Source organism: Nonomuraea sp. NPDC049158 (assembly GCF_040648335.1).
Lineage (GTDB): Bacteria > Actinomycetota > Actinomycetes > Streptosporangiales > Streptosporangiaceae > Nonomuraea.
Map to the genome: position 1 here is coordinate 53,919 of NZ_JBEZDM010000020.1, position 24,598 is coordinate 78,516.

The following is a 24,598-nucleotide window of genomic DNA, read 5'->3' on the forward strand; positions in this document are numbered from 1 at the left end:
GGTCAGGCGGCCTCCAGCTGGAACTGGTCGACCCGCTGCGGTACGACCATCGCGATCAGCGCGCCCAGCACCGTGGTGCCGATCAGCAGCCCGAACGCGGCGGTATAGGAGTAGTGGTCGACCAGCCAGCCCATCAGCACCGGCGCGAGGACGCCCGCGACCTGCCCGCCGACGTTGACCACGCCCATTCCCGAGCCGATCACCGCGGGCGGCAGCGCGCGTACCGGCATGCCGAGGATCCCCATCATCGACAGCCCGGCCACCGCCATGGCCAGCGTCTGGAACAGCGTGAACCCGGCCGCGGTCTCCGCGCGCAGCATCAGCGCCAGCAGCACGGCGGTGCAGAGCAGCAGCGGGATGACGTAGAGCCGGCCCCGGTCGTGGAAGTAGCGGTCGAACAGCCAGCCGCCGAGGATGATCGTCACGGTCATCACCAGCCCGGGGATGGCCGCGTACAGGCCCGTGTTCAGCAGGGAGACGCCGCGTGCCTCCAGCAGGTAGCTGGGCACCCAGGTGATCATCCCGTACCCGAGCATGTTGGTCGCGCAGAACAGCGCCGCGAACTTCCACACCGCCGGTGCCCGCAGCGCCGACGCGGGCGGGGGAGCGGGGCGGGACAGGTCGCCGGAGCCGTTCAGCTCGGCGGGCAGGGGCGGGGGGAGCAGCGCCCACAGCAGCAGGCCGATCGCCACGCCCGCCGCCGCCGTCACCCAGAAGGTGGGCCGCCACCCGAACGCCAGCAGCAGCGGCGCCATGACCAGCGGCGCCAGGCCCGCGCCCAGCTGGGTGGCGGCCAGCATCGTGCCCGCCGCCGTGGCCCGCCGCTCGGGCGTGGTCCGCTCGGACAGCGCCTTGAAGGACGCGCCGGGGAAGATGCCCTGCCCCACGCCGAACAGCGCCCGGATCACCAGCAACGCGCCCAGCCCCCACGCCAGGCCGGTCAGCGCGGTGAACGCCGACCACAGCACGAGCGAGACGACGAGCAGCCTGCGCGCCCCGACCCGGTCGGCCAGCAGCCCGCCGGGGATCTGGCACAGCAGGTAGACCAGGGCGAACACGGTGATCAGCGCGCCCTGCTCGGTCTTGGTGAGCGTGAACTCCGCCCCGATGAACGGCAGTGCGACCGCCATCATCACCCGGTCGATGTAGTCGACGACCCAGACTCCCATGAGCAGGCCGACGGTGAGGGTCGCGGTCTTCCTGACGTCGAGCGTGTTCGTACTCCCCAAGGTGACCTCCGGTGATGCGGGCGTTCCGCATTCTTCATACAGACCGGCCGGTGGTACTTGGGGCGGTTCGACGATTCGTCCGGAGAGGCTACCTCAGGTGGCTTCGGTCAGGGATTGGGTCATTCGGCCGAGCGTACGCTGCAGGTCGGCCAGCTCGCTCATCCGCAGCCCGGTGGCGCCGAGCACGTGCTCGGGCACCCGCAGGGCCGACTGCCGCAGCTCCGCGCCCGCCCCGGTCAGCCGCACCACCACCGAGCGCTCGTCGTCGGCATTGCGCTCCCGTCGCACGAGCCCGGCCGCCTCCAGTCGCTTGAGCAGCGGTGACAGGGTGCCGGAGTCGAGCCGCAACGCCACTCCCAGCTCCTTGACCGTCACCGGCTCCCGCTCCCACAGCACCAGCATCACCAGGTATTGCGGATAGGTCAGCCCCAGCTCCGCCAGCTCGCGCCGGTAGAAGCCGTCGAGCGCGCGGGACGCGGCGTGCACGGCGAAGCACACCTGGTTCTCCAGCAGCAACGCGTTCATGACCCCAGCATACCTGGGGTTGACGGCAAGCAATTAAATTGTGCACAATCAAGTTGTACGCAATCGATTAGGAGCGATCATGAGCACCCTCTACACCGCCATAGCCACCGCGACGGGCCGCGAGGGCCGCGCCGTCTCCTCCGACGGGCGCCTGGACGTCACGCTGTCCCCGCCGAAGGAGCTGGGCGGTGCCGGCGCCGGCACCAATCCCGAGCAGCTGTTCGCCGCGGGCTACGCCGCCTGCTTCGCCAGCGCCCTCGCCCTGGTGGCCAAGCGCATGAAGGTGGAGGCCGAGCAGGCGTCGGTCACCGCCGAAGTGGGCCTGGCCCCCAACGGCGACGGCGGCTTCACCCTGGAGGTGGCGCTCCGCGTCGAGCTCCCCGACCACCTCCAGGGCGAGACCGGCCGCGCCCTGGTGGAGGCCACGCACCAGGTGTGCCCCTACTCCAACGCCACCCGCGGCAACATCCCGGTCACCCTCGTCATCGAATAGGTCCTAACGGCGATCCCCGTCCTTGGCGGGCCCGAGCAGCACCGGCAGCACCGTCGGTCCTTCGGTGATGAAAGATGAGCTGTAGACGATCTGGTCCTCCCCGACTGCCAGGCGCAGCTCGGGGAACCTGCCGAACAGCGAGGACAGCGCGATGCGGGTCTCGAGCCTGGCCAGCGGCGCGCCCAGGCAGAAGTGCGGCCCGCGGCCGAAGCCCAGATGCGTCTCCTGGCCGCGCGCGATGTCGAACCGCCCCGCGTCCCCGCCGAACCTGGCCGGATCCGTCCCCGTGCCGCCGATCCCGACCACGATCGGCTCCCCGGCCGGGATCGTCACCTCGCCGAGGCGCACGTCCTTCAGCGGGTAGCGGAACATCACGTTGATCACCGAGTTCCGGCTGCGTAAGGCCTCCTCGACCACCTGCGCCCAGGCGTCCCCCGTACCTGCCCGATTGAGCTGGTCCCGGTCCGCGCACAAAGCGATGACCGTGTTGGCGAGCAGGTGCACGGTGGTTTCGTGACCGGCGATCAGCACCAGCCACAGGATCCCCACCATCTCGCTGTCGGTCAGCCGGTCCCCGTCGTCCTCCTGCGCCCGGATGAGCCCGGCGGTGAGATCGTCAGCCGTGTCGCCGCGCTTGCGGTCGATGAACCTGGCCAGATAACCGAGCAGGTCGGACCCGGCCGTGCCGGCTTCCTCCGGGGTGGCGGTGTGGGACAGGAGCACATTCGTCCACGCGCGGATCTGGTAGCGCTCCTCCTCGGGCACACCGAACAGCTCGCAGATCACATTGACCGGCAACGGCTCGGTGAAATGGCGGACGAGATCCACCACCTCGCCGTCGTCGGGCAGCCGGTCGAGGAGTTCGTCGGTCATCTCCTGGATGCGCGCGGCGAGCCCCTGCACGCGTGCCGGGGTGAAGGCCCGGTTGATGAGGCCCCGCAGCCGCCGGTGGTCCGCCCCGTCCTGGGTCAGCAGGTGATCGCCCTCGATGACCTGCCGCAGCGGCCAGTCAGGAGGGATGGTGCCGTCGTGCAGCGCGGGGCAGTTCCGGGCGTTCTTGCTGAAGAGCGTGTCGTCGTTGGCGAGTACCTCGTTCACCATGTCGTACGAGGTCACGGCCCACGCTTTGACCTTGCCCGGGAGCTCGATCTGCACCACTGGCCCGTGCTCATCCCGAAAGCGGTGAATCGTGCTGGACGCCCGCTCACCGGGAACCGGGAGCCGCAGAGGAGAGGTAGTCACTGAGAGGCCTCCAAAAAGTGAAATGTCCTCCCAACTCTCCGCGATGGGCAAGATCCGGAAAAGACGAGTTAGACGTCACCCCAGGACCCGCAACACTTACCGACCGCGCCATACCGTTCTGACCGGTGAAACGGCGTGGCTCGGCACGGCGGCGTCCACCCCCACCCTTAGAAACGCGTGCCACTCGTCTTACCGCGGGATCCTGGCTCGACCCGCTGCGGCTGGTCAAGGTCCGGAATGCACGTCCAGCGACGGTCTCTCCCAGAGCCGGTGCCCTGGAGGCGTATGCCACCAGATCCATGTTGGCACTGTCGAAAACGCTGATCATTTGGCTCTCCGAGGGGGCCGGGCGACGATGTTCGCACACGACCGGATCGCCACTTCGGTGACGCCAACGTGGCCTTCCATGACGAGATCACGGCCATCGCCGGCAACCACCTCCTCGGCACCATCCTGGAGCCCCTGCACGGTCGGCTGGACTGGCTGTTCCGTCAGGTCGACGACCCCGAACGGCTGTGCGCCGAACACACCCGGCTGTACGAGGCGATCGCGTCCGGCGATTCGGCGGCAGCCGTCGCCTTCGCCGTCGAGCACGTCACCAGTAGCAGGAAGACCGCGCTGCGCATCCTGTTCGGCACCTCGCCGACCGCCACCGGCGGCCCCTCCCCGAACGCAGCCCGCGCCGACCCGGCCAAGGGCACCCCTGCCGCACCCGGAACGACGAGACGCGACCACGACAGGTACGACTCTCACGATCCCCCCTACGGGGGCACAGACAGTCGAACAGGAGGTCGCGATAATCAGTAGGGGGCATGCATCAGCAAAGTGATCATGTCCGCCGGGCTGGGGGAGGCACAGCTGACGGTGTTGATCGCGCAGCGGGCGGGCGGCAGGGACGGCGACACTAACCGCGGCATCGGCCGTGGCGTTCGAGCGCGGGGTGCCGCGTGAGTATGAGCTGCGCAAGCACACCTACGCCGAGTTGATCCAAGCCGATCACCTCAAGTTGACAGTCGGTTGGTGAGGTGGGTCAAGGTCATGCCGAGGGGTGCGTCCAGGGTGAGTGCGGCTTGGGCGTCTCCGCCGGTCGGTCCCTGGTTCACGATGGCGATCGGGATGCCGAGCGTGGCGGCCTTGCTGACGAATCGCAGGCCGGACCGTACGGTCAGCGACGATCCGAGGATCAGCAGCGCCCGCGCCGCCGCGACGCGGGCGAAGCACTCGTCCACCCGGGTCCTGGGTACGTTCTCGCCGAAGAACACCACGTCGGGCTTGAGAAGTCCGCCGCAGGCCGCGCAGTCCACCACCTGAAACCCGTCGACCTGATCGTCGGAGAGCACGGTGTCGCCGTCGGGGTTGATCTGCCCGCTGGCCGCCCAGCCGGGATTGGCCGATCGCAGGCGGGTCTCCAGCTCGGTGCGGCGGGTCCGCTCGCGGCAGGACAGGCACACGACCCGGTCGAGCCCGCCGTGCAGCTCGATCACCCGCCGCGCTCCGGCCGCCTGGTGCAGGCCGTCCACGTTCTGCGTGACGATGCTCTCGATCAGCCCGCGCTGTTCCAGCTCGGCCACGGCGCGATGCCCGGCGTTGGGTCTGGCCAGGCCGATCTGCCGCCAGCCGGCGTGGCTGCGCGCCCAGTATCGCTGCCGCGCCTCGGCGCTGCCGACGAAGCGCTGGTACGTCATGGGCTCGGCCTTCCGGGCACGGCCTGTGGGTCCCCGGTAGTCCGGGATTCCCGATTCGGTCGACAGTCCTGCCCCGCTGAGCACCACCACGCCGCCTCTGGCCATCAACTCGATCAGCGAGTCGAGCGCGCGGCTGCGGGTTCCCACACTTTCGGTCACAGCACTATGGTGCCCGACGTGCCGTATTGCGGTAACCGGAAAGGGCCCTCCGGTTGGGCTAAAGTGAGAGGCATGTCCTCCGAGCCGTCTCAGATGCCGTACGCGCCCGCCGACGCACCCGGGCTGCCCGCCGAAGCGCCCGGGTTGCGAGCCGACGCGCTGCACAACCGCAACCGCATCCTCGAGGCCGCCCGCGAGACCTTCGCCACGCTCGGACTGGACGTGCCGATGGTCGAGATCGCCCGGCGCTCCGGCGTCGGGATCGCCACCCTCTACCGTCGCTTTCCCACGAAGGAGTCGCTGGTCGTCGAGGTGTTCGCCGACGACCTCCACGCGTGCGCGAAGGTCGTCGACGACGCGCTCGCCGACCCCGACCCGTGGCGCGGCTTCCGCACCGTCATCGAGAAGGTGTGCGCCATGCAGGCCGTCGACCGGGGATTCACCACGGCGTTCCTCTCGGCGTTCCCGGACGCGTCCGCCTTCGAGCACGAACGCGAATGTGCCGAGCGGGGTTTCGCCGAGCTGGCGCGGCGGGCCAAGGAGGCCGGGCGGCTGCGGGCCGACTTCGTCCAGGACGACCTCACGCTCCTCCTCATGGCCAACAGCGGCATCGTGACCGACTCGCCCGAGGCGGCGCTGGCCGCGTCCCGGCGGCTGGTGGCCTTCCTGCTCCAGGCGTTCCGCGCCGAAGGCGCCGACCCCCTGCCGCCGGCCACCCCGCTCGGCCTGGACCAGGTGCGCCGCCCGCCGGCGCCCTGAGCCCAGGCGGAGCCTAGAGGCGGAGCTCAGAGGCGGGCGGCCTCTTCCAGGGCGTTGATGTCGATCTTCCGCATGCCCAGCATGGCCTTCATGACCTGCTGCGCCTTGGCCGGGTCGGGGTTGCCCAGCAGCTCGGGCAGCGCCGTGGGGATGATCTGCCAGGACAGGCCCCACCTGTCCTTCAGCCAGCCGCACTGCGATTCCGCGCCGCCCTCGGTGAGCTTGGCCCACAGCTCGTCGACCTCTTCCTGCGAGGCGCAGTCGACGTACAGTGAGATCGCCTCGGTGAAGGTGAACTGCGGGCCGCCGTTCAGCGCGAGGAACCGCTGGCCCGCCAGCTCGAACGACACCATCATGGCCGTCCCCGCCGGGCCGGGACCGGCATCGCCGTAGCGCCGCACCTCCAGGATCCGCGAGTCCTCGAACAGCGAGGTGTAGAACTCGGCCGCCTCTTCGGCCTGGTTGTCGAACCACAGGTACGTGGTGATCTTCTGCATGGTGCGCTCCTCCGAGTGCGGGAGTCCGGAACGGTGAGTCCCTTGTTGTCCTGTCAGCAACGCGTCGAACGCGCCGTCGGCGGATCGACACGGCGGAGCGAGATTTTTTCCCTGATGTCGAGCGAACATGTCATCGCAGCTCAGGGCATAGATGCCTGGGCTCCGGCGATGATCAGTTCGAGGCCGGCGTGGAAGGCGCGGTCGCGGAGCTCTCTGGGCCGGACGCCGATCGCACGGGCCTGTTCCTCGGTCGTGTAGCCGTTGACGTAGGCCATGACCGTGTCCACGGCTGCGGCGGCCGTGTCCGCGGGAACGCCCGCGGCGGCCAGGGTGGCGATGAGGTCGTGGTAGAAGGCGACGGCCTCGCTGCCCGGGTTCTGGAAGGTGGACATGAGGCGCGCGCCGTCGCGGTGGGCCAGCATGAGCTCCCGCGTACCGATCGCCAGGCCGCGCAGCCGTTCGTCCCAGGGGCCGTCGAGCGGCGGCACCGCCTCGCCCGGCGGGACGACCAGGTGCGCGACCATGGCGTCCAGCAGGGCCTGCTTGCTCGGGTAATGCCGGTACAACGCGCCTGCTCGCACGCCGAGCCGGCTCGCCAGGAGCCGCATGGTGAGACCGTCCAGGCCGACCTCGTCGAGCAGCTCGATCGCCGCCTGAAGCACCTGGGCGCGTCGCTGACTCATCGAATCCTCCAAGCCGTGGTTGACAATGCGGCTTCTCGTACGTGAACAATGTACACGTGAACGTTGTTCACGTCGGAACGGCGTCAGGAGACGGAGGGTTTCATGACCGAGCAAGGCGTAGGACGCGTGCTGGTGATCGGGGCGGGGCTCGGCGGGCTGACGCTCGCCCACGCGCTCGTCCGGGCGGGCCTCGACGTGCACGTGTACGAGGCGGACGACGGCAGCGGCGAGCGGTTCCAGGGACACCGGATCGGGCTGGCGGAGCCGGGGCTGGCCGCTCTGCGGGCGAGCCTGCCGCAGCGGCTGCACGAGCTGGTCGAGGCCACCAGCGGGGGCCTGACCGGGCCGGGGCTGCTGTTCGACGAGCAATTGACGGAGCTCAGCCGCGACCTGGACGGGCCGCAGGAGGGGAGCAGGGCGGTGGACCGGCAGGTTCTGCGGCGGATCCTGCGCGGCGGCCTGGGCGACCGGGTCACGCACGGCAAGCGGCTGAGGGGTTTCGCGGAGGGGGCGGACGGGACTGTGACCGCGCGCTTCGCCGACGGTACGGAGGCCACGGGCGCGGTGCTGGTCGGCGCCGACGGCGGCAACTCCGTGGTGCGGCGGCACCTGGTGCCCGAGGTCGGGCTGGTCGACTCGGACCTGTGCGGCGTGATGGGGCGCACCACGATCACCGACCGCTTCCTGCGGCTGGTGCCGGGGCGCGGCACGATGGTGAAGGGTCCCGGGATCACGCTGATGCTGGGGCGGATGCAGTTCGACAGGGAGCCGTCCGCGGCCGCCGCCGAGCTCGTCCCCGGGCTGGACATGCCGTACCGGGACAGCTACGTACGGTGGGTGCTGCTGGTGCCGCCGGAGCACCCGGCGGCCACCGACCCGGGGTCCGCCAGGGAGGACGCGCGCGAGCTGGTGCTGGAGCTCATCGAGGGCTGGCATCCCGACCTGCGGGATCTGGTGCGCTCCGCCGACATGAGCGGCGTCGGCCGGTCCAAGATCTATGACCGGCCGATGCCGCCCTGGCCGGTGGGCCGGGTCACGCTGCTCGGCGACGCCGCGCACCTGACACTGGCCAGCGGCGGGAACGGCGCGAACACCGCCATGCAGGACGCCGTACGGCTGAGCGCCCGGCTGGCCGAGGCCCACCGAGGCGAGCGCGACCTGCTCTCGGCGCTGGGGGCGTACCAGGGCGACATGCTCGAACGCGGGAACGCGGCGGTGCGGTTCGGCAAGGAGGCGCTGAAGAGGTTCGTCCCGCCGCGACCGCAGGAGACGCGCTGATCCCTATCACAGCCGTTCTATCGCAACTCGAAGTGCCGGGGGAGCGGCAGTAGCTGCGACGCCTCACCCTTGATGCCCTGCGTCGGCCAGAGCCGGAGACGGGCGGTGTCGAGCTGGAAACGGCCGCCGGTCAGCACCGAGGTGGGAGACGGCCGGTCTTGTTTACCTGCTTCTGGAGACTCTTGTCCGGGGTTCGATTGACCTGTCTGGATCACTCCTGGTCAGGTGGTGATTACGGAGCGGAGGGAACGACATGGCGGACAATGTGATCGCTCGCAAGCCTGGGGAAGGCGACGCGTTCTGGGTGCTCGGCGGTCTCTACGAGGTCAAGGCGGCGAGCGACGAGACGGGTGGCGGTGTGACGGTCATAGAGATGACCGTCCCGGCCGGAATGGGTCCGCCGCCGCACACGCATCCGGGAACGGAGATGCTCTACATCCTGGAGGGAACGGTCCGCGTCTACATCGACGACGAGGTGGTCGAAGGCGGCCCGGGTTCGTTCTTCTACATCCCCGAGCGGACCTGGGAGCGCTTCGAGCCCCTGACGGACGCGCGCATTCTCGTGGCCTACGCGCCCGGCGGGATCGAAGGGTTCTTCACGGAGATAGGGGAGCTGGCGCCGACCCGGCAGGCCCCGCCGGCGGACCATCCCTTGCCCAGCCTCAAGGCCGTGACGCAGGTCGGGCTGCGCTACGGACTGGAGATGAAGCTCCCGGACTGACCCGACCGGGCACCAGCGTAAGAATCTCGTCAAAGCCGGGCTCCGGCGCGTATGGAAGGCGGCAAGAAACGAAGAATCGCCCGAATCTCGGGATTCGCTGGCCTGGTGGCCACTTGTCCTGGTGGTCGGGAGCAGTTCCGGATTTGAGGAGTGGGATGGCCGCGCCGCTGTTCATCGCCTCTCTCATCCTCGCCCTGGCCCTCTGTTACCGGCCGCTGGGCGACTACATGTACCGGGTCTACACCGGCACCCGGCACAGCGCGGTCGAGCGGGTGATCTACCGGCTGCTCGGCGTCCAGGCCGACGCCGAGCAGCGCTGGGGGGCCTACGCGCGCGCCGTGCCGGCCTTCTCGGTGGTCTCGATCCTGTTCCTGTACGGCCTGCGGCCCGCCGCCGTCAGTCACGACCTGCGCACCCCGCTCGCCTCGGTCAAGGCGGCCGTCGAGAGCCTGCGCAACACCGAGATCGCCTGGTCCGAAGCCGACCGCGCCGAGCTGCTGGCCACCGTCGAGGAGTCGCTGGCCAAGCTCGACGCCCTGGTGGTGAACCTGCTGGACATGAGCCGCCTGCAGGCCGGCGTACTCCGCCTCACTTTGCAGCCGGTGGCGCTCGACGAGGTCGTGCCGCGGGCGGTCGACGATCTCGGGACGCTGACCGAGGCCATGGGCGGCACCCTCGTACCCGAGGAGACCCCCGGGGGAGGGCTCACCATGACTCTCACCTTGCCCATCTCGACGTGAGCTATTTCTTGGGCTTCTCATTGCCGCGGCGGCCGGGCAGGCGCATGGTGAGCAGCCGCGCGCGGGGTGCGACCCGTTCGGCGAGGTTGAACAGGGCCTCGGTCCGGGTGCGGTCGGCGTCGAGGTGGGTGAAGAGGTTGACGCCCAGGTAGAACGTGATCGCCGCGTACGCGAGATCGCGCGGTGGCAGCAGTTTGGCCAGTGGTGATCCGCCGATGACCCGCTCCAGGGCCTGCTCGATGAAGTCGATCCAGGGATCGGAGCGCGCGGTGATCTCCGCGCGGAGTTCGGGCCGGGCGATGCTCGCGCCGACCATTTCGGAGAACAACGTGATGTGGCCGCCTTCGAGGTCGGCCCGGTAGATGGCGCTCGCGGTCTCGACCAGTTCCTCGAGGTTCTTGGCCTTGTCCACGGCCTGCCGGTAGGCGGCCATGCGCTGTTCTGACGAGCGGTCCAGCGCGGCGAGCAGCAGCGCGTCGACGCCGCCGAAGTGATAGAAGACCAGCGCCGAGTTGACCTCCGCCGCCTTGGCGATGGCGCGCGCGCTGGTGCCGGCGTAGCCCTGGCTCCTGATCGTCTCGGCCGCGGCGTCGATGAGCCGGTCTCGGGTCTCCGCACCCTGCTGTTGCTTCTCGGCCACCCGCACCCCCTGCTTGACAGAATCCCGCGTCCTCATCGTACAGTTTAATCGTTTGATTAAATCTACTGGTTAAGGGGGTGCCTGTGGAGCCTGAACGTCAGCCGCAGCGGAAGGCGCGGTGGACGCTGGCCGGGGTGCTGGTCGCGCTGTTCGCGGCGATGTTGCTCGACCGAGTCCTGCACGAGGGGCACTTGGAGCAGACGGCGCTGTTCTACGTCGGCATCCCGGCGGTGATCGCCGTCACCGTCGCCCTCACCGCCCGGCCGCGCAGCACCATCGGCATGATCATGGCGTCCATCACCGTGGCCCTGGCCCTGGCCGGTCCGCTGCTCGGGGAGGGGATCGTCTGCCTGGTCATGGCCGCGCCGCTGTTCTACCTGGTCGGCCTGCTCGTCGGATTGCTCGTCGACGAAGTCCGGCGGCACCGGGGCAAGGGCCGGATGAACCTTCTCCTCGCGCCGCTTCTCGTCGCCGCCACGCTGGAGGGCACGGCGGTCTCGCTGCCCCGGGACAACGAGGTGAGCGTCACCGGGGCGATGGCGGCGGCGAATGTCGAGCGGGCGCTGGCCGCCGAACCCCGGTTCGGGCCCGTGGAGTCGCGGTTCCTGTCGCTCGGCTTCCCCCGGCCGTTACGGGCCGAAGGCACCGGGCTGGCCGTCGGCGACACGCGGAAGATCATCTTCACGCCACGCCGTTCGCTGGGCATCGGCGCCCCCTTGGAACCCCGGTCCATGACCCTGCGGGTGAGCGAACGGATGCCGGGACGGGTGGTGTTCGCCGTGGTCGAGGACACCACGGTCGCCCGCTGGCTGGACCTGCGCCGGGCGACGTTCGACTGGCGCAGCGGCCGTCTGACGGTGGCCTTGGCCTACCGCCGTACCTTCGATCCGGGCTGGTACTTCGGCCCGCTGCAGAGCTACGCGGTGTCCGAGGCGGCCGGTTACCTGGTCAAGACGTTCGCCGGATGAGCGATCCCACGCTCATCCGGGGCGTCGCGCTCTTCGTGCCGATGGCCGCCGTCTGGATCGCGGCGGCCGTACGGCGGCCGGGGGAGCGGGACCTCGCCGCGATCATCCTGGCTACGGCCTGGAACCTGGTCGCCCTCGCGCTCGTGAACGCTGTCGCCGCGTACGCGGGCTGGTGGCGCTTCGCCGCCGAGGGCGCCGTGGTGGCGGGCGTCCCCGTCGACCTTTTGCTGGGCTGGGTGTTGCTGTGGGGGGCGCTACCCGCGTGCGTGGCGCGGACGTACCCGTTGCCGCTGGTCCTGGCGGGGTTCGCCTGGCTGGATCTGGGGGTGATGCCGCTGGCCGAGCCCGTCGTGGTCCTGGGGCAAGGGTGGCTGTACGGGGAGGCCGTCGCGATCGCGCTCTGCCTCCTGCCCGGCCTGCTGCTGGCCCGCTGGACCGCCGCCGATCGTCGGCTCACCTGGCGCGTGTCGCTCCAGGTGGGCCTCGTGGGCGGGCTCATGCTCGGCGTACCCATCGCGCTGACCGGCGTCTGGCGGCAGCCCGAGTGGGTGATCGGGCTGCTGGGACAAGTCCTGGTCGTGCCGCTGCTGTTCGGGCTGGCCGCCGTCCGCGAGTTCGCCGTCGCCGGGGGAGGGACGCCGGTGCCCTACGATCCGCCCAAACGCCTCGTCACCAGCGGGCCGTACGCCTACCTGCGCAATCCCATGCAGTCCTCGATGGCGGGCGCCTACCTGTTGCTCGCGGTGCTCGACCTCCGGTTCGCCGCCGCCGCGGCGAGCTGCGTCGCCTACGGCGCGGGGCTGGCCGCCTGGCACGAGGGGACCCAGCTCCTGTCGCGGTACGGCCAGGAGTGGACGGACTACCGTGACCAGGTACGCGCCTGGCTACCCCGCATCCGCCCCTACCCCGGCCTGCCACCCGCCGACCTCCACGTGGCCGCGACCTGCGAGCGGTGTGACGCGGTCGGCCGTTGGTTCGTCCGTCGCCGGCCCGTCTCGCTGCGGATCCAGCCTGCGGAGCGGCATCCGCGGGGCCTGCGCCGGATGACCTATGAACGCGCCGACGGGCTGCGCGCCCAGGGAGTGGCGGCCTTCGCCCACGCGGCCCAGCACCTCCACCTGGGCTGGGCGCTGCTCGGCTGGGTGCTCCTGCTGCCGGGGGTGGGGTGGTTCGCCCAATTGTGCGCGGACGCCTTCGGCGCCGGCCCCGCCCGGCCCGAGCCACCGGACCGGCAGGGACCTGACGCCGGTATTCGAGTCATGCTGCTGGGCCGGGTCACCTGGCAGCTGTTCTCGCGCATCTGGGGCACCCAGGGAGGACGAGTTCTCCCAGAAGATGAACGCCATCCCCAAACTCGTCGCCTCACGCTCGCCGGACCGCGTCGACGGGTGGCGCAACTCCACCCTGCTGCGGGGGGACCTGACCGACGAGGTGGCCAAGCGCCGGCAGAGCCAGGATGTCGTGGTCGCCGGCAGCGCTAGCATCGTCGATGCGCTGCGGACCCACGACCTGATCGATCAATACCGGCTGCTGGTCTTCCCGGCGGTGCTCGGCGCGGGCCGACGCCTGTTCGACCAGCCCCTCGGTTTGGACCTCGCGGCCGCCGAGAAGGTCGGCCAAGCCGTCCGTCTCGTCTACGACCGCACGTCCGCGAACGGAGATCAGCGAAAGGAGATCAGCGAAAGGAGATCAGCCGGTGAGATACGCCCTGCTGATCAACGAGCGCCCCGGGGCGTATGACGGCCTCAGCGAGGACCAGCGTGCCGCCATCAGCGCCGAGTACATCACGCTCATGAAGGACGAGCGCATGCTCGGAGGCGAGCGGCTGCAACCGGCCGACACCGCGACCACCGTCCGCGTCCAGAACGGCGAGCCGCTGCTGACCGACGGGCCGTTCGCCGACACCAAGGAGATCTTCGGCGGCTTCTACATCGTCGAGGCGAACGACCTCGACTCCGCGCTGGAGCTCGCCGCCCGGATCCCGGCCGCCCGCCTCGGCGGCTCGGTCGAAGTACGGCCGCTGGCGGAGCGGTAGGCCGTGCTCGAGGAGGTCTTCCGCGACCAGTGGGCACGCGTGTTCGCGGCCCTGGTGAGCTTCCTCGGCGACGTCGACCTCGCCGAGGAAGCCGCGCAGGAGGCGTTCGTCATCGCCGCCGAGCGCTGGGCCCGCGACGGGCTCCCGGACAACCCGGGGGCCTGGCTCGTGGTGACCGGCCGCAACCGGGCGATCGACCGCCTTCGCCGTGACCGTACCCGGGCGGAGAAGACCCGGCTGCTGGACCGCCCCATGCCTGAGGAGGTCACGATGGAGGAGACGTCGATCCCCGACGAGCGCCTCGAACTCTTCTTCATGTGCTGCCACCCCGCCCTGGCGACCGAGGCCCAGGTCGCGCTCACGCTGCGCGCGCTGGGCGGCCTGTCGACTCCGGAGATCGCCCGCGCGTTCCTGGTGAACGACGAGACGATGAAGCGCCGGCTCTCCCGCGCGCGCAACAAGATCCGGGCGGCGGCGATCCCCTTCGCGATTCCGCGCGAGCACCTGCTGCCCGCCCGCCTGAGCGCGGTCCTCGCGGTGCTCTACCTGGTCTTCAACCAGGGGTACGGCGACGGCCGGGCCGACCTCGCGGCGGAGGCGATCCGGCTGGGCCGGACCCTCCTCGACCTCATGCCCGACGAGCCCGAGGCGGCGGCGCTCCTGGCCCTGATGCTGCTGCACGACTCGCGTCGCGCGGCCCGTGTGCGCGACGGCGAGACGATCCTGCTCCACGACCAGGACCGCAGCCTGTGGAACACCGCCCAGCTCGAGGAAGGGCGGGCACTGCTCGACCGCGCCGTCAGGTCGGGCGCTTCCGGCGCTTACACGGTGCAGGCCGCCATCGCCGACCTGCAGACCGAGGAGCGCATCGACTGGCGGGCCGTCGCCGCGCTCTATGACCGCCTGCGGCAACTGACGGGCTCGGCGGTCGTCGAGCTCAACCGGGCCGTGGCGATCGCCGAGGTCGAAGGGCCGCGGGCGGCTCTGGCGATCGTCGACGCGCTCCACCTCGACGACTACCGCTACTTCCACTCCACCCGGGCCGAACTCCTGCGGCGTCTCGGGGACACGGTGGCGGCGCGGGCGGCGTACCTCGGAGCACTCGACCTCGCCACCACGGAGGCCGAGCGCCGCTTCCTCAGCCGTCGCCTCGCCGAGCTGTGACTGGCCGCGCGGTCTTGAGCGGTGGTCGGTTGCTTGCGCGTCTATCGTGTGCGGAGCGAGGTCAGGGTCGACGGCGGAGGGCGGTGGTGAGGTCGTCGAGGTGCGTGGCGACCGGGCCCAGGGTGAGCAGCCCGCTGCCCGCCCCGGCCAGCTCCGCCGCCGCCGGAATGAGCTCGGTGTGGGCGCGTTCCATCGTCTCCCGGTCACCGACGGCGATGGCCGCCCGCGCGGTCAGGCACCACAGGGCCTCATACAGCAGGTCGCGGGGCGGGTCCGGGACCAGACGCAGCGCAGCCGCGGCCGCGTGGCGGCGATTTTGGGCCAGCAGCACCCAGGGGCGCGCCCATGGCTCGTAGGGTCCCCAGTCGGTGTGCTCGTCGGCCAGGTCCGGCGGCCGACGCTCACCGGGTCGTGCGTACTGCTGGCGCAGGCACAGCAGCGCGAGCGGCAGTATGCCGGTCCGCAGTCCGGGCATGCCAGCGCCGTCCAGCCGCGCGGCGGCGTCCCGATAAGCCACCTCCACCAAGGACGCTTGCGCGGAGGCGGCCTGCGACGGGGATCCGTGTCCGGGGGTCGCCTCCGGCGAGAAGGCATGTGCGGAGGCCGCAGCCTCCGCCGCTGATGCTGGTCCGGCCGCGGCGAATGGCTGCCCGGTCGCGGCGAGTCGCAGCGCCCGGTACCACTGGACGAACACCCCCACCAGCGGCAATTCATGCCGCCGGGCCAGCAGCTCGGCGGCGCTCGCGTGCCCGTCGGCGCCGGGGAAGTCCGCGAGCGCGCTACGGGCTTGGAGGCGGATGAGGTGCCCGAGCACCTCGAAGGTGACCAGCCCGTGCCGGGCGGACAGGGCGACAAGCTCGGCGCCGATCTCGTCGCGGCGCGGCGCGAGCCCCGCCCGGTGGAAGGTCTGCATGAACACCCCGTTGAGGGTGAACGCCAGCAGCGCGGGATCGTCCAGGCTGCGGGCGATCTCCTCGGCCTGCCGGGCGGCCTGCGGTCCGCGTGTCCCACGGGTGCCGCGCGACTCCAGGGCGATCGTGGCCAGGAGCCGCGCCCGCGCCGCCTGGTGTGTACCGGGTGGGAGAGCGGTGAGGGTGCGTTCGGCTGCCGCCACGATCTGTGCCGCCTGCGCCGGGTCGTCCGAGCGGGTCCAGATCGCCGGTACGTCGTACGTGCCGATCACGCGAGCGGTCAGCTCCGCGTCGCCCAGTTCCTCCGCCGCCGCGACGGCCGCCCCACGGTAGCGGCGGGCCTCCTCCAGACCGCCACCCCCGGTCACCGCCAGATTGCGCAGCAGACCCACCGTCGACTCCAGCCGCGCTCGCGCACCGGACGCCACAGTACGGTCATAGGCGGCCGCCGTCTCCGCCCACACCCGGCCCGTGGCCTGGGTCGTCTGTGCCTGCACCGGGCTTGTGGGCTGGGTCGTCTCTGCCCGCACCCGCCCCGTGGCCTCGGTCGTGTCGAGGTGGGCGGCTTGGTGGAGGATGTCCGTCTCCAGGCGGCGCAGTCCCGGGCCTGGATCCACTCCCAGCTGCTCGACCAGGAGCGTACGCGCCCGGCGCAGCACCGCGAGCGCGTCGCCCTGGCGGCCGGTCCGGTACAGCGCCAGCGCCAGCAGCCGCCACGCGTCCTCGCGCCAGGGATGCTCGGCCACGTGCGCGTCCAGATCCGGCACAGCCTCGGCCGCGAGGCCCAGGGCCAGGCGCGCCTCGGCCCGACGTTCCACCGCCTGTAGCCGTAGTTCCGCCAGGCGGGAGCGTTCCGCCCGGGCCCAGTCCTCGTCCGCGAACTCGGCGTAGGCGGGCCCGCGCCACCATCCCAGCGCCTCCTCCAACCGCGTGAGCACACCCTCGGGCGGCAGCGTCGCGGCCACCGCCTGCTCGAAACGCCAGGCGTCCACCGCGTCCGGCTCCGCGCGCAGCGCGTACCCCGGCCCCTCGGTGACCAGCAACCGGGCCGCGGCGCGGGGTGGGCGCTCGGGCTCGAGCGCGCGACGCAGAGCGGCCACGAAGGTGCGTACGGCGCCCACCGCGCCTGGAGGGGGATCGATCCACAGGTCCTCGACCAGGCGGGAGACCGGGACGACGCGGCGGCGGGCGACGATCAGCCGGGCCAGCACCGCGCGGTGCCGCGGCCCCTTCAAAGCGACCGCGCCCCCGGCCTCGTCCCAGGCCGCCACCGGCCCCAGCACCCCGAACAACCTTTGTACCACCGGTCCCGACACCCCGAACGTCTTCCGCGCCACCGATCCCGGAGCCTCGACCATCCTCCGTGACACCGGTCCCGGCACTCCGAACGTCTTCCGCGCCACTACCCCACTCTTCCGCGTCATCGTCCCCCCGGGCCTCCTCACGCTATAGCGCGCTCATCCGATGCTCATCCACGCCCGGCAGGCTGGAGGCACCTCATCGGAAAGGACCGAACCATGACGCCTGCCATCGCCGGCTTCGACTATCAGCGCGTGCCTGTCGCCGACGGCGTGTCCCTGAACGTGGCCATCGCGGGCTCGGGCACGCCCATCGTGCTGCTGCACGGCTTCCCGCAGACCCACCTGATGTGGCGGCACGTCGCCGCCGACCTCGCGGCCGACCACACCATGATCTGCCCCGACCTACGCGGTTACGGCGCCAGCGACAAGCCCACCGAAACCGACCACGCCGGGACCGACCACACCGGAACCGACCGGACCAGTCCCACCGAGACCGGTCCCACCGAGACCGACCACGCCGTGTACGCCAAGCGCACCATGGCCGCCGACATCGTCGCCCTGGCCCGCGCCTTGGGTCATGAGCGATTCGCGCTGGCCGGGCATGACCGTGGCGCCCTGGTCGCCTTCCGCGCCGCACTCGATCATCCTGAGACGATCACCCACCTGGCCGTCCTGGACGTACTGCCGACCCTGGACATGTGGCAGGTGATGCGCGGCACCAGCGCCGCCGTCGGCTTCCACCTCTACCTGATGGCCCAGCCGCCGGGTCTGCCCGAGCAGATGATCGCCGCGAGCTCGGACGCCTTCTTCGGCCACTTCCTCGACATCTGGACCAACGATCCGCAGGCGATCCCCGCGGATGTCCGCACCGCCTACCTGGACGCCTGCCGCGCCGCGGTGCCCTCGATCGTCGCGGACTACCGCGCCTCGGCCGGCATCGACGTCGTCCACGACCAAGCCGACCGGGACGCCGGCAACCGGCTGCGTATGCCGGTTACGGTCCTCCAGCAGGACTGGGGCGCCGCCCTCGGCTTCGACGCGGCCGCCCTGTGGCGTGCCTGGGCGCCTGACCTGCGGCATGAAACCGTCACCTGCGGTCACTTCATGGCCGAAGAAGCACCTGCCGACATCGCCAAGGCCCTCCGAGCCCTGCTCACCCGCTGAACGACCAGCCAGAGCGGAGCCACCGAAGGCACCCGCACCGGTGGCGGCGACCTCCACTCGGCCCGGACGGCGAGGAGCGCCCACGTACGTTTGCCGGGCATCTGGAGGGGTGTCTCTTCCGCAGCACTTCGCCGCGCACGTGGGCGGCCGGAGAGGCCGACGTGCATGTCCTATTGGTCGCGGACGGGGATCGGCTCAGCCAGCGCGGCCCGGTTGGGCGGCGCGGGGAAGGGGTCGGCGAAGTATTGGGTCTCGTGCGTCACGAGACCATCGGTGATCTCCATGACGCTGAGCGAGTGTGTGGGCACGCCGTCATAGGTGATCACGCACTCACTCACCCAAACGTCGCCGCCGCCCAGGATCCGGCGGATGGTGAAGTGGCGTTCGGCCGGGTGCCCGCCGCGTTGCGCCTGGATCCTCGCCCGGCCTCTGAAGCGCTCGCCCGACTGCGGGTAGTCCAGGATCGCGTCCGCGGCGTAGATCGAATGCTCGGCGTCGACGTCGCCGCGTTCGGAGGCCGCCCAATGCTCCTGGAGCCGAGCCCGGATCTCGGCTTCGGGATCCCTTGCGCTGTTCACCCGTTACACCCCTTGTGGCCAGTAGAAATGCCACTCGGCCGTACGACGGATGCGCTCAGTCCAGGGCGGAGATCTCGATCCGGGTGTGGTCGGTGGGGGCCACGAGGCAGGAGAGCACGGCGTCGCCGCGCTCCAAGCGTTCCCCCATGGACGAGGTGAGCCGGGCCGTGCGCTCGATCTCGTACGGGCTGCCGGACCGAGGGGTCACGCGGAGCCGCAACATCCAGACGTAGCGTCCGTTGAGCTTGTTGGACGTCTCCTCGGCCCCCAGGACCGCCGCGTCGCACGGCACCGCCGCCGCGCGCTCCGCCGGTGTGAAGGTCCGCAGCGCGGCGGCTTCCAGACTCGCGATCGAGATGGAGCCCATGGCGAGCACCCCCGCGCCCAGGAACAGGAACATGGCGCTGACGTACGCCCCGACCCGGGTCTGCGGCTTGCGCCTCAGCCGGAGGAACAGCACCACACCCACGACCACCGCGATTACGGCGAGTGTCCCGAAGACGGTCGATGCCATCGCTCTTCCTCACGCTGAAGGCGGACCCCGGCGGGCCGGCCCTGTCCGTTCCGATGCCGGTAGTTGATCAGGTGGCGCTTGCATGGCGACTGCGGCCCGCATGATCGCACCGCTAGTCGCGCGACACCTCGGCAGGACCGGCCATCGGGCCGGTGCCAGTAGCGCATCAGGTCGGCGGGGAAGAAGATCGGCGGCAGAAGTGGACCTTCCCCTTGGGTGAAGGCGCAGCATCGTGGTGCCGGTCGCTCTGGCCGGCGCGAGGAGGGCGGGTATGGGGCTGCTGACGATCGGGGCGTTCGCGCGGGTGGCGCGGTTGTCGCCGAAGGCGTTACGGCTGTACGACGAGCTCGGGCTGCTCCGGCCGGCCGCGGTGGACGGGGAATCGGGGTACCGGTTCTACGATCCGGCGCAGTTGGAGCGGGCCCGGTTGATCGTCTGGTTGCGGCGGCTGGGGATGCCCTTGGCCGGCATCCGTCAGGTGTGCGATCTGGAGCCGGAGGCGGCGGCCGAGCAGGTCGCCGGCTATTGGGCGCAGGTCATGGCCGCCACCGCCGTACGTGAGCAGCTGGCCACCTTCCTCGTCGACTACCTGTCGGGAAGGGGCAGCGCCGTGGAGGACGCGGAAGCGATGATCGGGATCCGTTATGCGGCCCGGTCGGAGTCGGGGCTGGTTCGTACGAGCAATGATGACTCCGTGTACGCCGGCACCCGGCTCCTGGCGGTGGCCGACGGAGCCGGGCCGGGCGGGAACCTGGCGAGCGCGGCGGCGATCGAGGCCCTCAAGCCGCTGGAGCTGGCGGCCGTACCCGCCGGCGAGCTTCTCGGCGCGCTGGCTGATGCGGTGACCCATGCCGATCGGGTCCTTCAGGGCATCGCCGAGTCGACATCGTCCGGTGAGGCGATCACGACGCTGACCGCGATGCTGTGGTCGGGCTCCCAGCTGGCGCTGGTGCACATCGGTGACACGCGGGCGTATCTGCTGCGTGACGGTGAGATCTTCCAGATCACCCACGATCACACCTATGTGCAGGCGCTGGTCGACGAGGGCCGTCTCAGCCCGGAGGAGGCCGCCTCACACCCGCAACGTTCGCTGCTGGCCCGTGCGCTCATGGGCAAGGGAGGGGCTCAGCCGGACCTTTCGCTGCGTACGGCCGTCGCCGGCGACCGTTATCTGTTGTGCTCCGATGGTCTGTCCACGGTCGTTCCGGCAGAGTCCCTGTACGGCGTATTGAGCAGTACGGAGGGGCCGGAGCAGGTCCTCGACGAGCTGGTCGGGCTGGCGTACGCCGCTGGGGCGCCGGACAACGTCGCCTGCGTGGTGGCCGATGTGGTGATGCTGTGACCGGCGTGGCCCCTCGCTCCCATAGCGGGTCGGTGGTCCGTTCCTTCGGCGCGTACACGCTCGACCGGCGGCCCCTGGCGATCCCCGCCTTTCGGCGGCTTTGGGTCGCCTCGGCCGTTTGCGCGGTCGGTGGCTCGTTCAGCGTGATCACGGTGCCTACGCAGCTGTTCACGTTGACCGGCTCGTCCGCGGCCGTCGGCGGTGCGGCCGCGGTGTCGTTCGTTGCTCTGGTCGTCGCTTCGCTGGGGGCCGGAACCCTCGCCGACCTCGTTGACCGGCGGTTGCTGCTGCTGGCCGCCCACTGCGGACTCGCGCTGACCTACCTGGCCTTGTGGGCTCAGGCGGGCCTGGGCAGTCGCTCCGTCGCCGTCCTCCTGGTGCTGGCGGGGTGCCAAGGGCTGGCCTTCGGGGCGATCATGGCGACGATGGGCGCCGCGGTGCCCCGTCTGGTGCCCGCCGAGCTGCTGACGGCGGCCAACAGTCTCAGTTCGCTGGCCCGGTACACCGGATCGGTCGTGGGGCCGCTCCTGGCCGGTGTGCTGATTCCGGTGGTGGGGCTCGGCACGCTGTACTTGTTCGACGCCGTCTCGTTGGCGGCCGTCATATACGCGGTCGTCAAGTTGCCGCCGATCCTGCCCGACCCGGCCCGCTCGGCGTCGCGGGGCGGGCCGTACGGCGCCTCCAAGTCCTACAGCAGCTCAAAAGCCTCGACAGTGCGGCGGCCGTCGATTCTCGGGCAGACGTTCGCCGGGTTCCGCTACCTGCTCGGCAGCCGGGTGCTCGTGGCCGTGCTGGCGGTGGACCTCGCCGCGATGGTCTTCGGGATGCCGGTGGCACTTCTTCCGGAACTGGCGCAGCGCACCTACGGCGGGCCCGTGGGAGGAGGCGTGGAGCTGGGTCTGCTGTACGCCGCCTATCCGGCCGGTGTCTTCGTGGCCGGGCTGATGTCGGGGACGTTCACGCGCGCCCGCCGTCACGGTGCCCTGATGGCATCGGCCGCCGCTGCCTGGGGAGGAACCGTCGTCGTCCTCGGGTTGGCGCCGCGGCTCTGGCTCGCGCTGACCGCCCTCCTGCTCGGCGGTGCGGTGAACTTCGTGCTCAGCACCTTCCGCAACGCCATCTCCCAGGCGTACACCGACGACGCCATGCGCGGCCGGATCCAGGGATCTCTCACCGTCGTCCTCATCGGTGGCCCGCAGCTGGCCAATCTGCTGCACGGGACCGGCGCGGCGGCGTTCGGCCCGCGGGTGACGATCTGCGTCGGCGGGCTGCTCACCGTGACAGCCGTCGCCCTGATCGTACGGGCGGCGCCTCGGCTGTGGCACTACGCCGCCCCAAGGACAGGACAGGTCACCGTCTCGCCAGGCGGTTGACCGGGCGCATATAGTTAGTTAGGTGACTGACTCGAAAGACTCCCGGGCGAAGACGGCGACCGCGAAGCGGCAGCGGCTGATGATCGCCGCCGCCCGGGTCGTGCACCAGCAGGGCGCGGAACGTACCACCATCGCCGACATCGCCCGCGCCGCCGACGTGCCCGTGGGCAACGTGTACTACTACTTCAAGACCAAGGACGAGCTGGTCTCGGCCGCGCTCGGCGAGCACGTCCGGCAGCTGGGGATGCTCACCGAACACCTGGAGAGCCTCGGCGGCCCGCTGGAGCGGCTCAAGGGCCTGGTGGAGGCGTGGGTCAGCCAGCGCGAGCTCGCGGCCCGCTACGGCTGCCCGACCGGAACGCTGGCCGTCGAGCTGGACAAACGGGACGAGGGTGGCCTGGACGTGGAGGCGGGCAAGGCCATCCGGCTGCTGCTGGACTGGGTCGAACGGCAGTTCCGCGACCTCGGGCTGCCTGATCCCGACGGGCTCGCCCTGACCTTGGTGGGTGCCTATCAGGGCATGTCGCTGCTGGCCAACGCCCTGCGCGAGCCCGACGTCATGACGCGGCAAGGCGCCCGCCTGGTCGCTTGGCTGGACTGCCTGCCGGGCGACGGCTGCCCAGAGCGGCCCGGCGACCGTTCTCTAGGGTCTGCATCCGAGCGCCGATAAAAGGCATAACTATAAAGACATGTCGATAAGAGGCATATCGCTAAGGACGTGCTAATAGCGACATTTCGCGGGTGGAGGGCAGGCTGCCGGATTCTGTTTATCGAGTAAGTAGAGCGTAACCACCAAGCGCCAATAGATCATGACAAAGGTGTAACCAGTTGCGCGTAGGACGCGTTTCCGGACGTTTCGTGCAGAGAAGGAGGTGATCGACATGTTGGCGCCCTGGGGGCGGAGCGAATTCGATGGGGGGTCGGCCATGGGAATGAGCCGATTTAATGCGCTACGGGCGGGTACGGCCGCTGCGATGGTCACCACGGCGCTGGCATGGGCGGCATCCGTCCAGGCGGACACGTGCCCAGCGTCGACCACCTGCTCCACGACGGTGACGTTCACCGTCAACGAGGGCGAGGGCCTGGAGATCAGCGTGCCCGACGGGCCGGTCAGCCTCGGCAGCGGTCAGCCCGGCAGCCAGGTCAGCGGGCAGCTCCACGTCGTCACGGTCATGGACCAGCGGGCCGCGCTGAACGCCACCTGGACGGCGAACGTGTACGGCACTCCCCTCACGACCGGCGGCGGCACGAGCGCCGAGACCGTGCCGCTGAGCGCGCTCAGCTACTGGTCGGGGCCCGCGACGGCCACCACCGGTGCCGGGACCTTCGTACCCGGCCAGCCCACCGCCGGCGACGCGGAGGTGCTCAACGAGGTGTACACGGCCTTCAGTAAGATCAACGGCGCCGGCGACAACTCCGCCAGCTGGAACCCGACCATCGTGATCGACGTCCCCGCCCAGGCGGTGGCCGGTACCTACACCGGCACCATCAGCCACTCGGTCGCCTGAGCCGATGACCAGACGCCCACGGCCGCAGCGGAGCCGATCGCCGCTCAGCGGCTGGAATCAGCTCCGGTGGCGCTCTTACGGCGTGCGCGAGAACGCCTGAAGGCGATGATCAGGATTGTCCCGGCGGCGAGGGCCGCGAGCCCGGGGAGGACGAGGATCAGCGCCAGCGGGGCGTCCGACACGGCGGCCAGACCCCACGATCCCGCCTTGCGCGGAAAGGTGAGCGTTCCGGTCTCCGTCTTGTCGATCCGGCCGCTCCTGAGCGTGAGGCTGAACTTCCACGGCCCGTCGGGAAGATCCTCTCCCAGATGTACGGAGACATCCCCCTGCTGGCCGGGGGCCAGGGTCGTGCCCCGATCGATCGGGAAGGGGCCCGCGCTCAGAGAGCTCGGCCCGTCCGTGAGCGACAGCTGCCCTTCGAGGTCGATGGCGCGTTCGCCGGTGTTGGCGATGGTGGCCACGATCTTCGGCTGCCCATCCTCGGTCCGCTGGGGCAGGATCTTGGCGATCTTGAAGTCCGAGGGCGGTTCACCGCCCGGACCGACGTCGAGGTAGGCGCGGAGCCCTACGCGGTTGACGAGGGTGATGCCCTTCTCCCGCCCCGCGCCGGGCGAGGAGATCTGTGCCCAGATGACGGCGTATCGCTCGCCTTTGGGGGCCCATGCGGGAATGCCGACGGTGGCCTTCACCGACGTCCGGCCATGTGGCGGCAGGTCGGTGGCGGCCTGGTTGAGCTTGATCCAGGAGCTCAGTTCGTTCGACGTGCGCTCGGGCTCGAAGGTGAAGCGGCCGTGGCTGATACCGGCACCTGCGGTGTACAGCTGCACGTGCTGGGGCTTGTCCGAGATGTTGTACACCTCGAAGCGCCGGGTGAACGTGGTGCCGGGATTGACGTGGTCGACGATGAAGGCGTGCGCGCGGGGGTCGTCCATCCGGTTGGCGGGGATCTCCAGCAACCGGATGCCGATGCTGTCCTCGCCGGAGGGGCGCGCCGCGCCCCGGCTCGAGTCCGCGATCGCCGGTGCGCTGAGCATCGCGTACGCGAGCAGCGTCACGGAGACGAGCCGGGGCAACAGTGAAGTGGGCATG

The 24,598-nt window shown here is 70.5% G+C and carries 25 protein-coding genes and 3 pseudogenes; 17 read left to right on the forward strand and 11 right to left on the reverse strand.

The window, feature by feature from the left end:
* Positions 1-2: 2 nt before the first annotated feature.
* Both AB0B61_RS34865 and AB0B61_RS34870 read right to left on the reverse strand, forming a co-directional pair.
* A complete protein-coding gene (locus tag AB0B61_RS34865; protein WP_358441174.1) occupies positions 3-1,229 on the reverse strand; it encodes an MFS transporter in 1,227 nt (408 codons plus the stop codon).
* A gap of 93 nt (positions 1,230-1,322) precedes the next feature.
* Complete coding sequence (locus AB0B61_RS34870; protein WP_358441177.1) at positions 1,323-1,754, reverse strand: MarR family transcriptional regulator; 432 nt, start codon at positions 1,752-1,754, stop codon at positions 1,323-1,325.
* Between the two features lie 79 nt (positions 1,755-1,833).
* Here AB0B61_RS34870 and AB0B61_RS34875 point away from each other — a divergent pair, with 79 nt between their 5' ends.
* On the forward strand, positions 1,834-2,247 hold the full coding sequence (locus tag AB0B61_RS34875) for an organic hydroperoxide resistance protein (RefSeq protein WP_357954004.1): 414 nt from the start codon (positions 1,834-1,836) through the stop codon (positions 2,245-2,247).
* Between the two features lie 3 nt (positions 2,248-2,250).
* On the opposite strand, the gene AB0B61_RS34880 is transcribed toward AB0B61_RS34875, so the two are convergent.
* Entirely contained in the window at positions 2,251-3,489 is a 1,239-nt protein-coding gene (locus tag AB0B61_RS34880) for a cytochrome P450 (protein ID WP_358441180.1), read from the reverse strand.
* A 381-nt stretch (positions 3,490-3,870) separates the two neighbouring features.
* On the opposite strand from AB0B61_RS34880, the pseudogene AB0B61_RS34885 reads away from it, so the two are divergent.
* Positions 3,871-4,296, forward strand: a pseudogene (locus tag AB0B61_RS34885) (FCD domain-containing protein); the annotation flags it as partial.
* Between the two features lie 194 nt (positions 4,297-4,490).
* Here AB0B61_RS34885 and AB0B61_RS34890 read toward each other — a convergent pair.
* Positions 4,491-5,333, reverse strand: coding sequence for an NAD-dependent protein deacetylase (locus AB0B61_RS34890; RefSeq protein ID WP_358441183.1), 843 nt, complete (start codon positions 5,331-5,333; stop codon positions 4,491-4,493).
* Between the two features lie 72 nt (positions 5,334-5,405).
* Here AB0B61_RS34890 and AB0B61_RS34895 point away from each other — a divergent pair, with 72 nt between their 5' ends.
* Positions 5,406-6,092, forward strand: coding sequence for a helix-turn-helix domain-containing protein (locus tag AB0B61_RS34895; protein WP_358441186.1), 687 nt, complete (start codon positions 5,406-5,408; stop codon positions 6,090-6,092).
* 26 nt (positions 6,093-6,118) lie between these two features.
* On the opposite strand, the gene AB0B61_RS34900 is transcribed toward AB0B61_RS34895, so the two are convergent.
* Together AB0B61_RS34900 and AB0B61_RS34905 are read right to left on the reverse strand one after the other, a co-directional pair.
* Positions 6,119-6,589, reverse strand: a complete 471-nt coding sequence (locus tag AB0B61_RS34900) for a VOC family protein (protein ID WP_358441188.1) — start codon at positions 6,587-6,589, stop codon at positions 6,119-6,121.
* Positions 6,590-6,729: 140 nt separating this feature from the next.
* Positions 6,730-7,272, reverse strand: coding sequence for a TetR/AcrR family transcriptional regulator C-terminal domain-containing protein (locus AB0B61_RS34905; RefSeq protein ID WP_358441191.1), 543 nt, complete (start codon positions 7,270-7,272; stop codon positions 6,730-6,732).
* Positions 7,273-7,374: 102 nt separating this feature from the next.
* Here AB0B61_RS34905 and AB0B61_RS34910 point away from each other — a divergent pair, with 102 nt between their 5' ends.
* From AB0B61_RS34910 to AB0B61_RS34925, 4 genes and pseudogenes are all read left to right on the forward strand, one after another.
* A complete protein-coding gene (locus tag AB0B61_RS34910; protein ID WP_358441193.1) occupies positions 7,375-8,550 on the forward strand; it encodes an FAD-dependent monooxygenase in 1,176 nt (391 codons plus the stop codon).
* 253 nt (positions 8,551-8,803) lie between these two features.
* The gene (locus tag AB0B61_RS34915) at positions 8,804-9,271 is read left to right on the forward strand and encodes a cupin domain-containing protein (protein WP_358441196.1); all 468 of its coding nucleotides are present in this window, start codon (positions 8,804-8,806) and stop codon (positions 9,269-9,271) included.
* Positions 9,272-9,426: 155 nt separating this feature from the next.
* A pseudogene (locus AB0B61_RS34920) lies at positions 9,427-9,642 on the forward strand (potassium-transporting ATPase subunit KdpA); the annotation flags it as partial.
* Between the two features lie 18 nt (positions 9,643-9,660).
* A pseudogene (locus tag AB0B61_RS34925) lies at positions 9,661-10,011 on the forward strand (histidine kinase dimerization/phospho-acceptor domain-containing protein); the annotation flags it as partial.
* A gap of 1 nt (position 10,012) precedes the next feature.
* On the opposite strand, the gene AB0B61_RS34930 reads toward AB0B61_RS34925, so the two are convergent.
* Entirely contained in the window at positions 10,013-10,651 is a 639-nt protein-coding gene (locus AB0B61_RS34930; RefSeq protein ID WP_358441198.1) for a TetR family transcriptional regulator, read from the reverse strand.
* An 83-nt stretch (positions 10,652-10,734) separates the two neighbouring features.
* Here AB0B61_RS34930 and AB0B61_RS34935 point away from each other — a divergent pair, with 83 nt between their 5' ends.
* From AB0B61_RS34935 to AB0B61_RS34955, 5 genes are read left to right on the forward strand one after another with little or no spacing between them, the layout of a single operon-like run.
* Positions 10,735-11,619: a hypothetical protein gene (locus AB0B61_RS34935; RefSeq protein WP_358441201.1), complete on the forward strand. Its 885-nt coding sequence runs from the start codon at positions 10,735-10,737 to the stop codon at positions 11,617-11,619.
* Positions 11,616-13,100 (forward strand): isoprenylcysteine carboxylmethyltransferase family protein, encoded by a 1,485-nt coding sequence (locus tag AB0B61_RS34940; RefSeq protein ID WP_358441204.1) that lies wholly within the window; start codon positions 11,616-11,618, stop codon positions 13,098-13,100. Before AB0B61_RS34935 ends, AB0B61_RS34940 begins: the two co-directional genes overlap by 4 nt.
* Positions 13,081-13,359, forward strand: coding sequence for a dihydrofolate reductase family protein (locus AB0B61_RS34945; RefSeq protein ID WP_358441207.1), 279 nt, complete (start codon positions 13,081-13,083; stop codon positions 13,357-13,359). Before AB0B61_RS34940 ends, AB0B61_RS34945 begins: the two co-directional genes overlap by 20 nt.
* Positions 13,316-13,654, forward strand: coding sequence for a YciI family protein (locus AB0B61_RS34950; RefSeq protein WP_358441209.1), 339 nt, complete (start codon positions 13,316-13,318; stop codon positions 13,652-13,654). The genes AB0B61_RS34945 and AB0B61_RS34950 overlap by 44 nt, the downstream gene beginning before the upstream one ends.
* Before the next feature lie 3 nt (positions 13,655-13,657).
* Positions 13,658-14,818, forward strand: coding sequence for a sigma-70 family RNA polymerase sigma factor (locus tag AB0B61_RS34955; RefSeq protein ID WP_358441212.1), 1,161 nt, complete (start codon positions 13,658-13,660; stop codon positions 14,816-14,818).
* A 61-nt stretch (positions 14,819-14,879) separates the two neighbouring features.
* On the opposite strand, the gene AB0B61_RS34960 is transcribed toward AB0B61_RS34955, so the two are convergent.
* Positions 14,880-17,033, reverse strand: a complete 2,154-nt coding sequence (locus AB0B61_RS34960; protein ID WP_358441215.1) for a BTAD domain-containing putative transcriptional regulator — start codon at positions 17,031-17,033, stop codon at positions 14,880-14,882.
* A 213-nt stretch (positions 17,034-17,246) separates the two neighbouring features.
* Between AB0B61_RS34960 and AB0B61_RS34965 the strand changes: the two genes are divergently transcribed.
* Entirely contained in the window at positions 17,247-18,194 is a 948-nt protein-coding gene (locus tag AB0B61_RS34965) for an alpha/beta hydrolase (protein ID WP_358441217.1), read from the forward strand.
* Positions 18,195-18,364: 170 nt separating this feature from the next.
* Here the strand turns inward: AB0B61_RS34965 and AB0B61_RS34970 are convergent, their stop codons facing one another.
* Both AB0B61_RS34970 and AB0B61_RS34975 read right to left on the reverse strand, forming a co-directional pair.
* Entirely contained in the window at positions 18,365-18,772 is a 408-nt protein-coding gene (locus tag AB0B61_RS34970; RefSeq protein ID WP_358441219.1) for a nuclear transport factor 2 family protein, read from the reverse strand.
* A gap of 55 nt (positions 18,773-18,827) precedes the next feature.
* Positions 18,828-19,286, reverse strand: coding sequence for a hypothetical protein (locus AB0B61_RS34975; RefSeq protein WP_358441222.1), 459 nt, complete (start codon positions 19,284-19,286; stop codon positions 18,828-18,830).
* Between the two features lie 271 nt (positions 19,287-19,557).
* Here AB0B61_RS34975 and AB0B61_RS34980 point away from each other — a divergent pair, with 271 nt between their 5' ends.
* From AB0B61_RS34980 to AB0B61_RS34995, 4 genes are all read left to right on the forward strand, one after another.
* A complete protein-coding gene (locus AB0B61_RS34980; protein WP_358441225.1) occupies positions 19,558-20,628 on the forward strand; it encodes a MerR family transcriptional regulator in 1,071 nt (356 codons plus the stop codon).
* A 32-nt stretch (positions 20,629-20,660) separates the two neighbouring features.
* The gene (locus tag AB0B61_RS34985; RefSeq protein WP_358441228.1) at positions 20,661-22,001 is read left to right on the forward strand and encodes an MFS transporter; all 1,341 of its coding nucleotides are present in this window, start codon (positions 20,661-20,663) and stop codon (positions 21,999-22,001) included.
* 22 nt (positions 22,002-22,023) lie between these two features.
* Positions 22,024-22,671: a TetR/AcrR family transcriptional regulator gene (locus AB0B61_RS34990; RefSeq protein WP_358441231.1), complete on the forward strand. Its 648-nt coding sequence runs from the start codon at positions 22,024-22,026 to the stop codon at positions 22,669-22,671.
* Positions 22,672-22,933: 262 nt separating this feature from the next.
* A complete protein-coding gene (locus AB0B61_RS34995; protein ID WP_358441234.1) occupies positions 22,934-23,509 on the forward strand; it encodes a hypothetical protein in 576 nt (191 codons plus the stop codon).
* A 44-nt stretch (positions 23,510-23,553) separates the two neighbouring features.
* On the opposite strand, the gene AB0B61_RS35000 is transcribed toward AB0B61_RS34995, so the two are convergent.
* Positions 23,554-24,597, reverse strand: coding sequence for a hypothetical protein (locus AB0B61_RS35000; RefSeq protein ID WP_358441235.1), 1,044 nt, complete (start codon positions 24,595-24,597; stop codon positions 23,554-23,556).
* Between the last annotated feature and the right edge of the window lies 1 nt (position 24,598).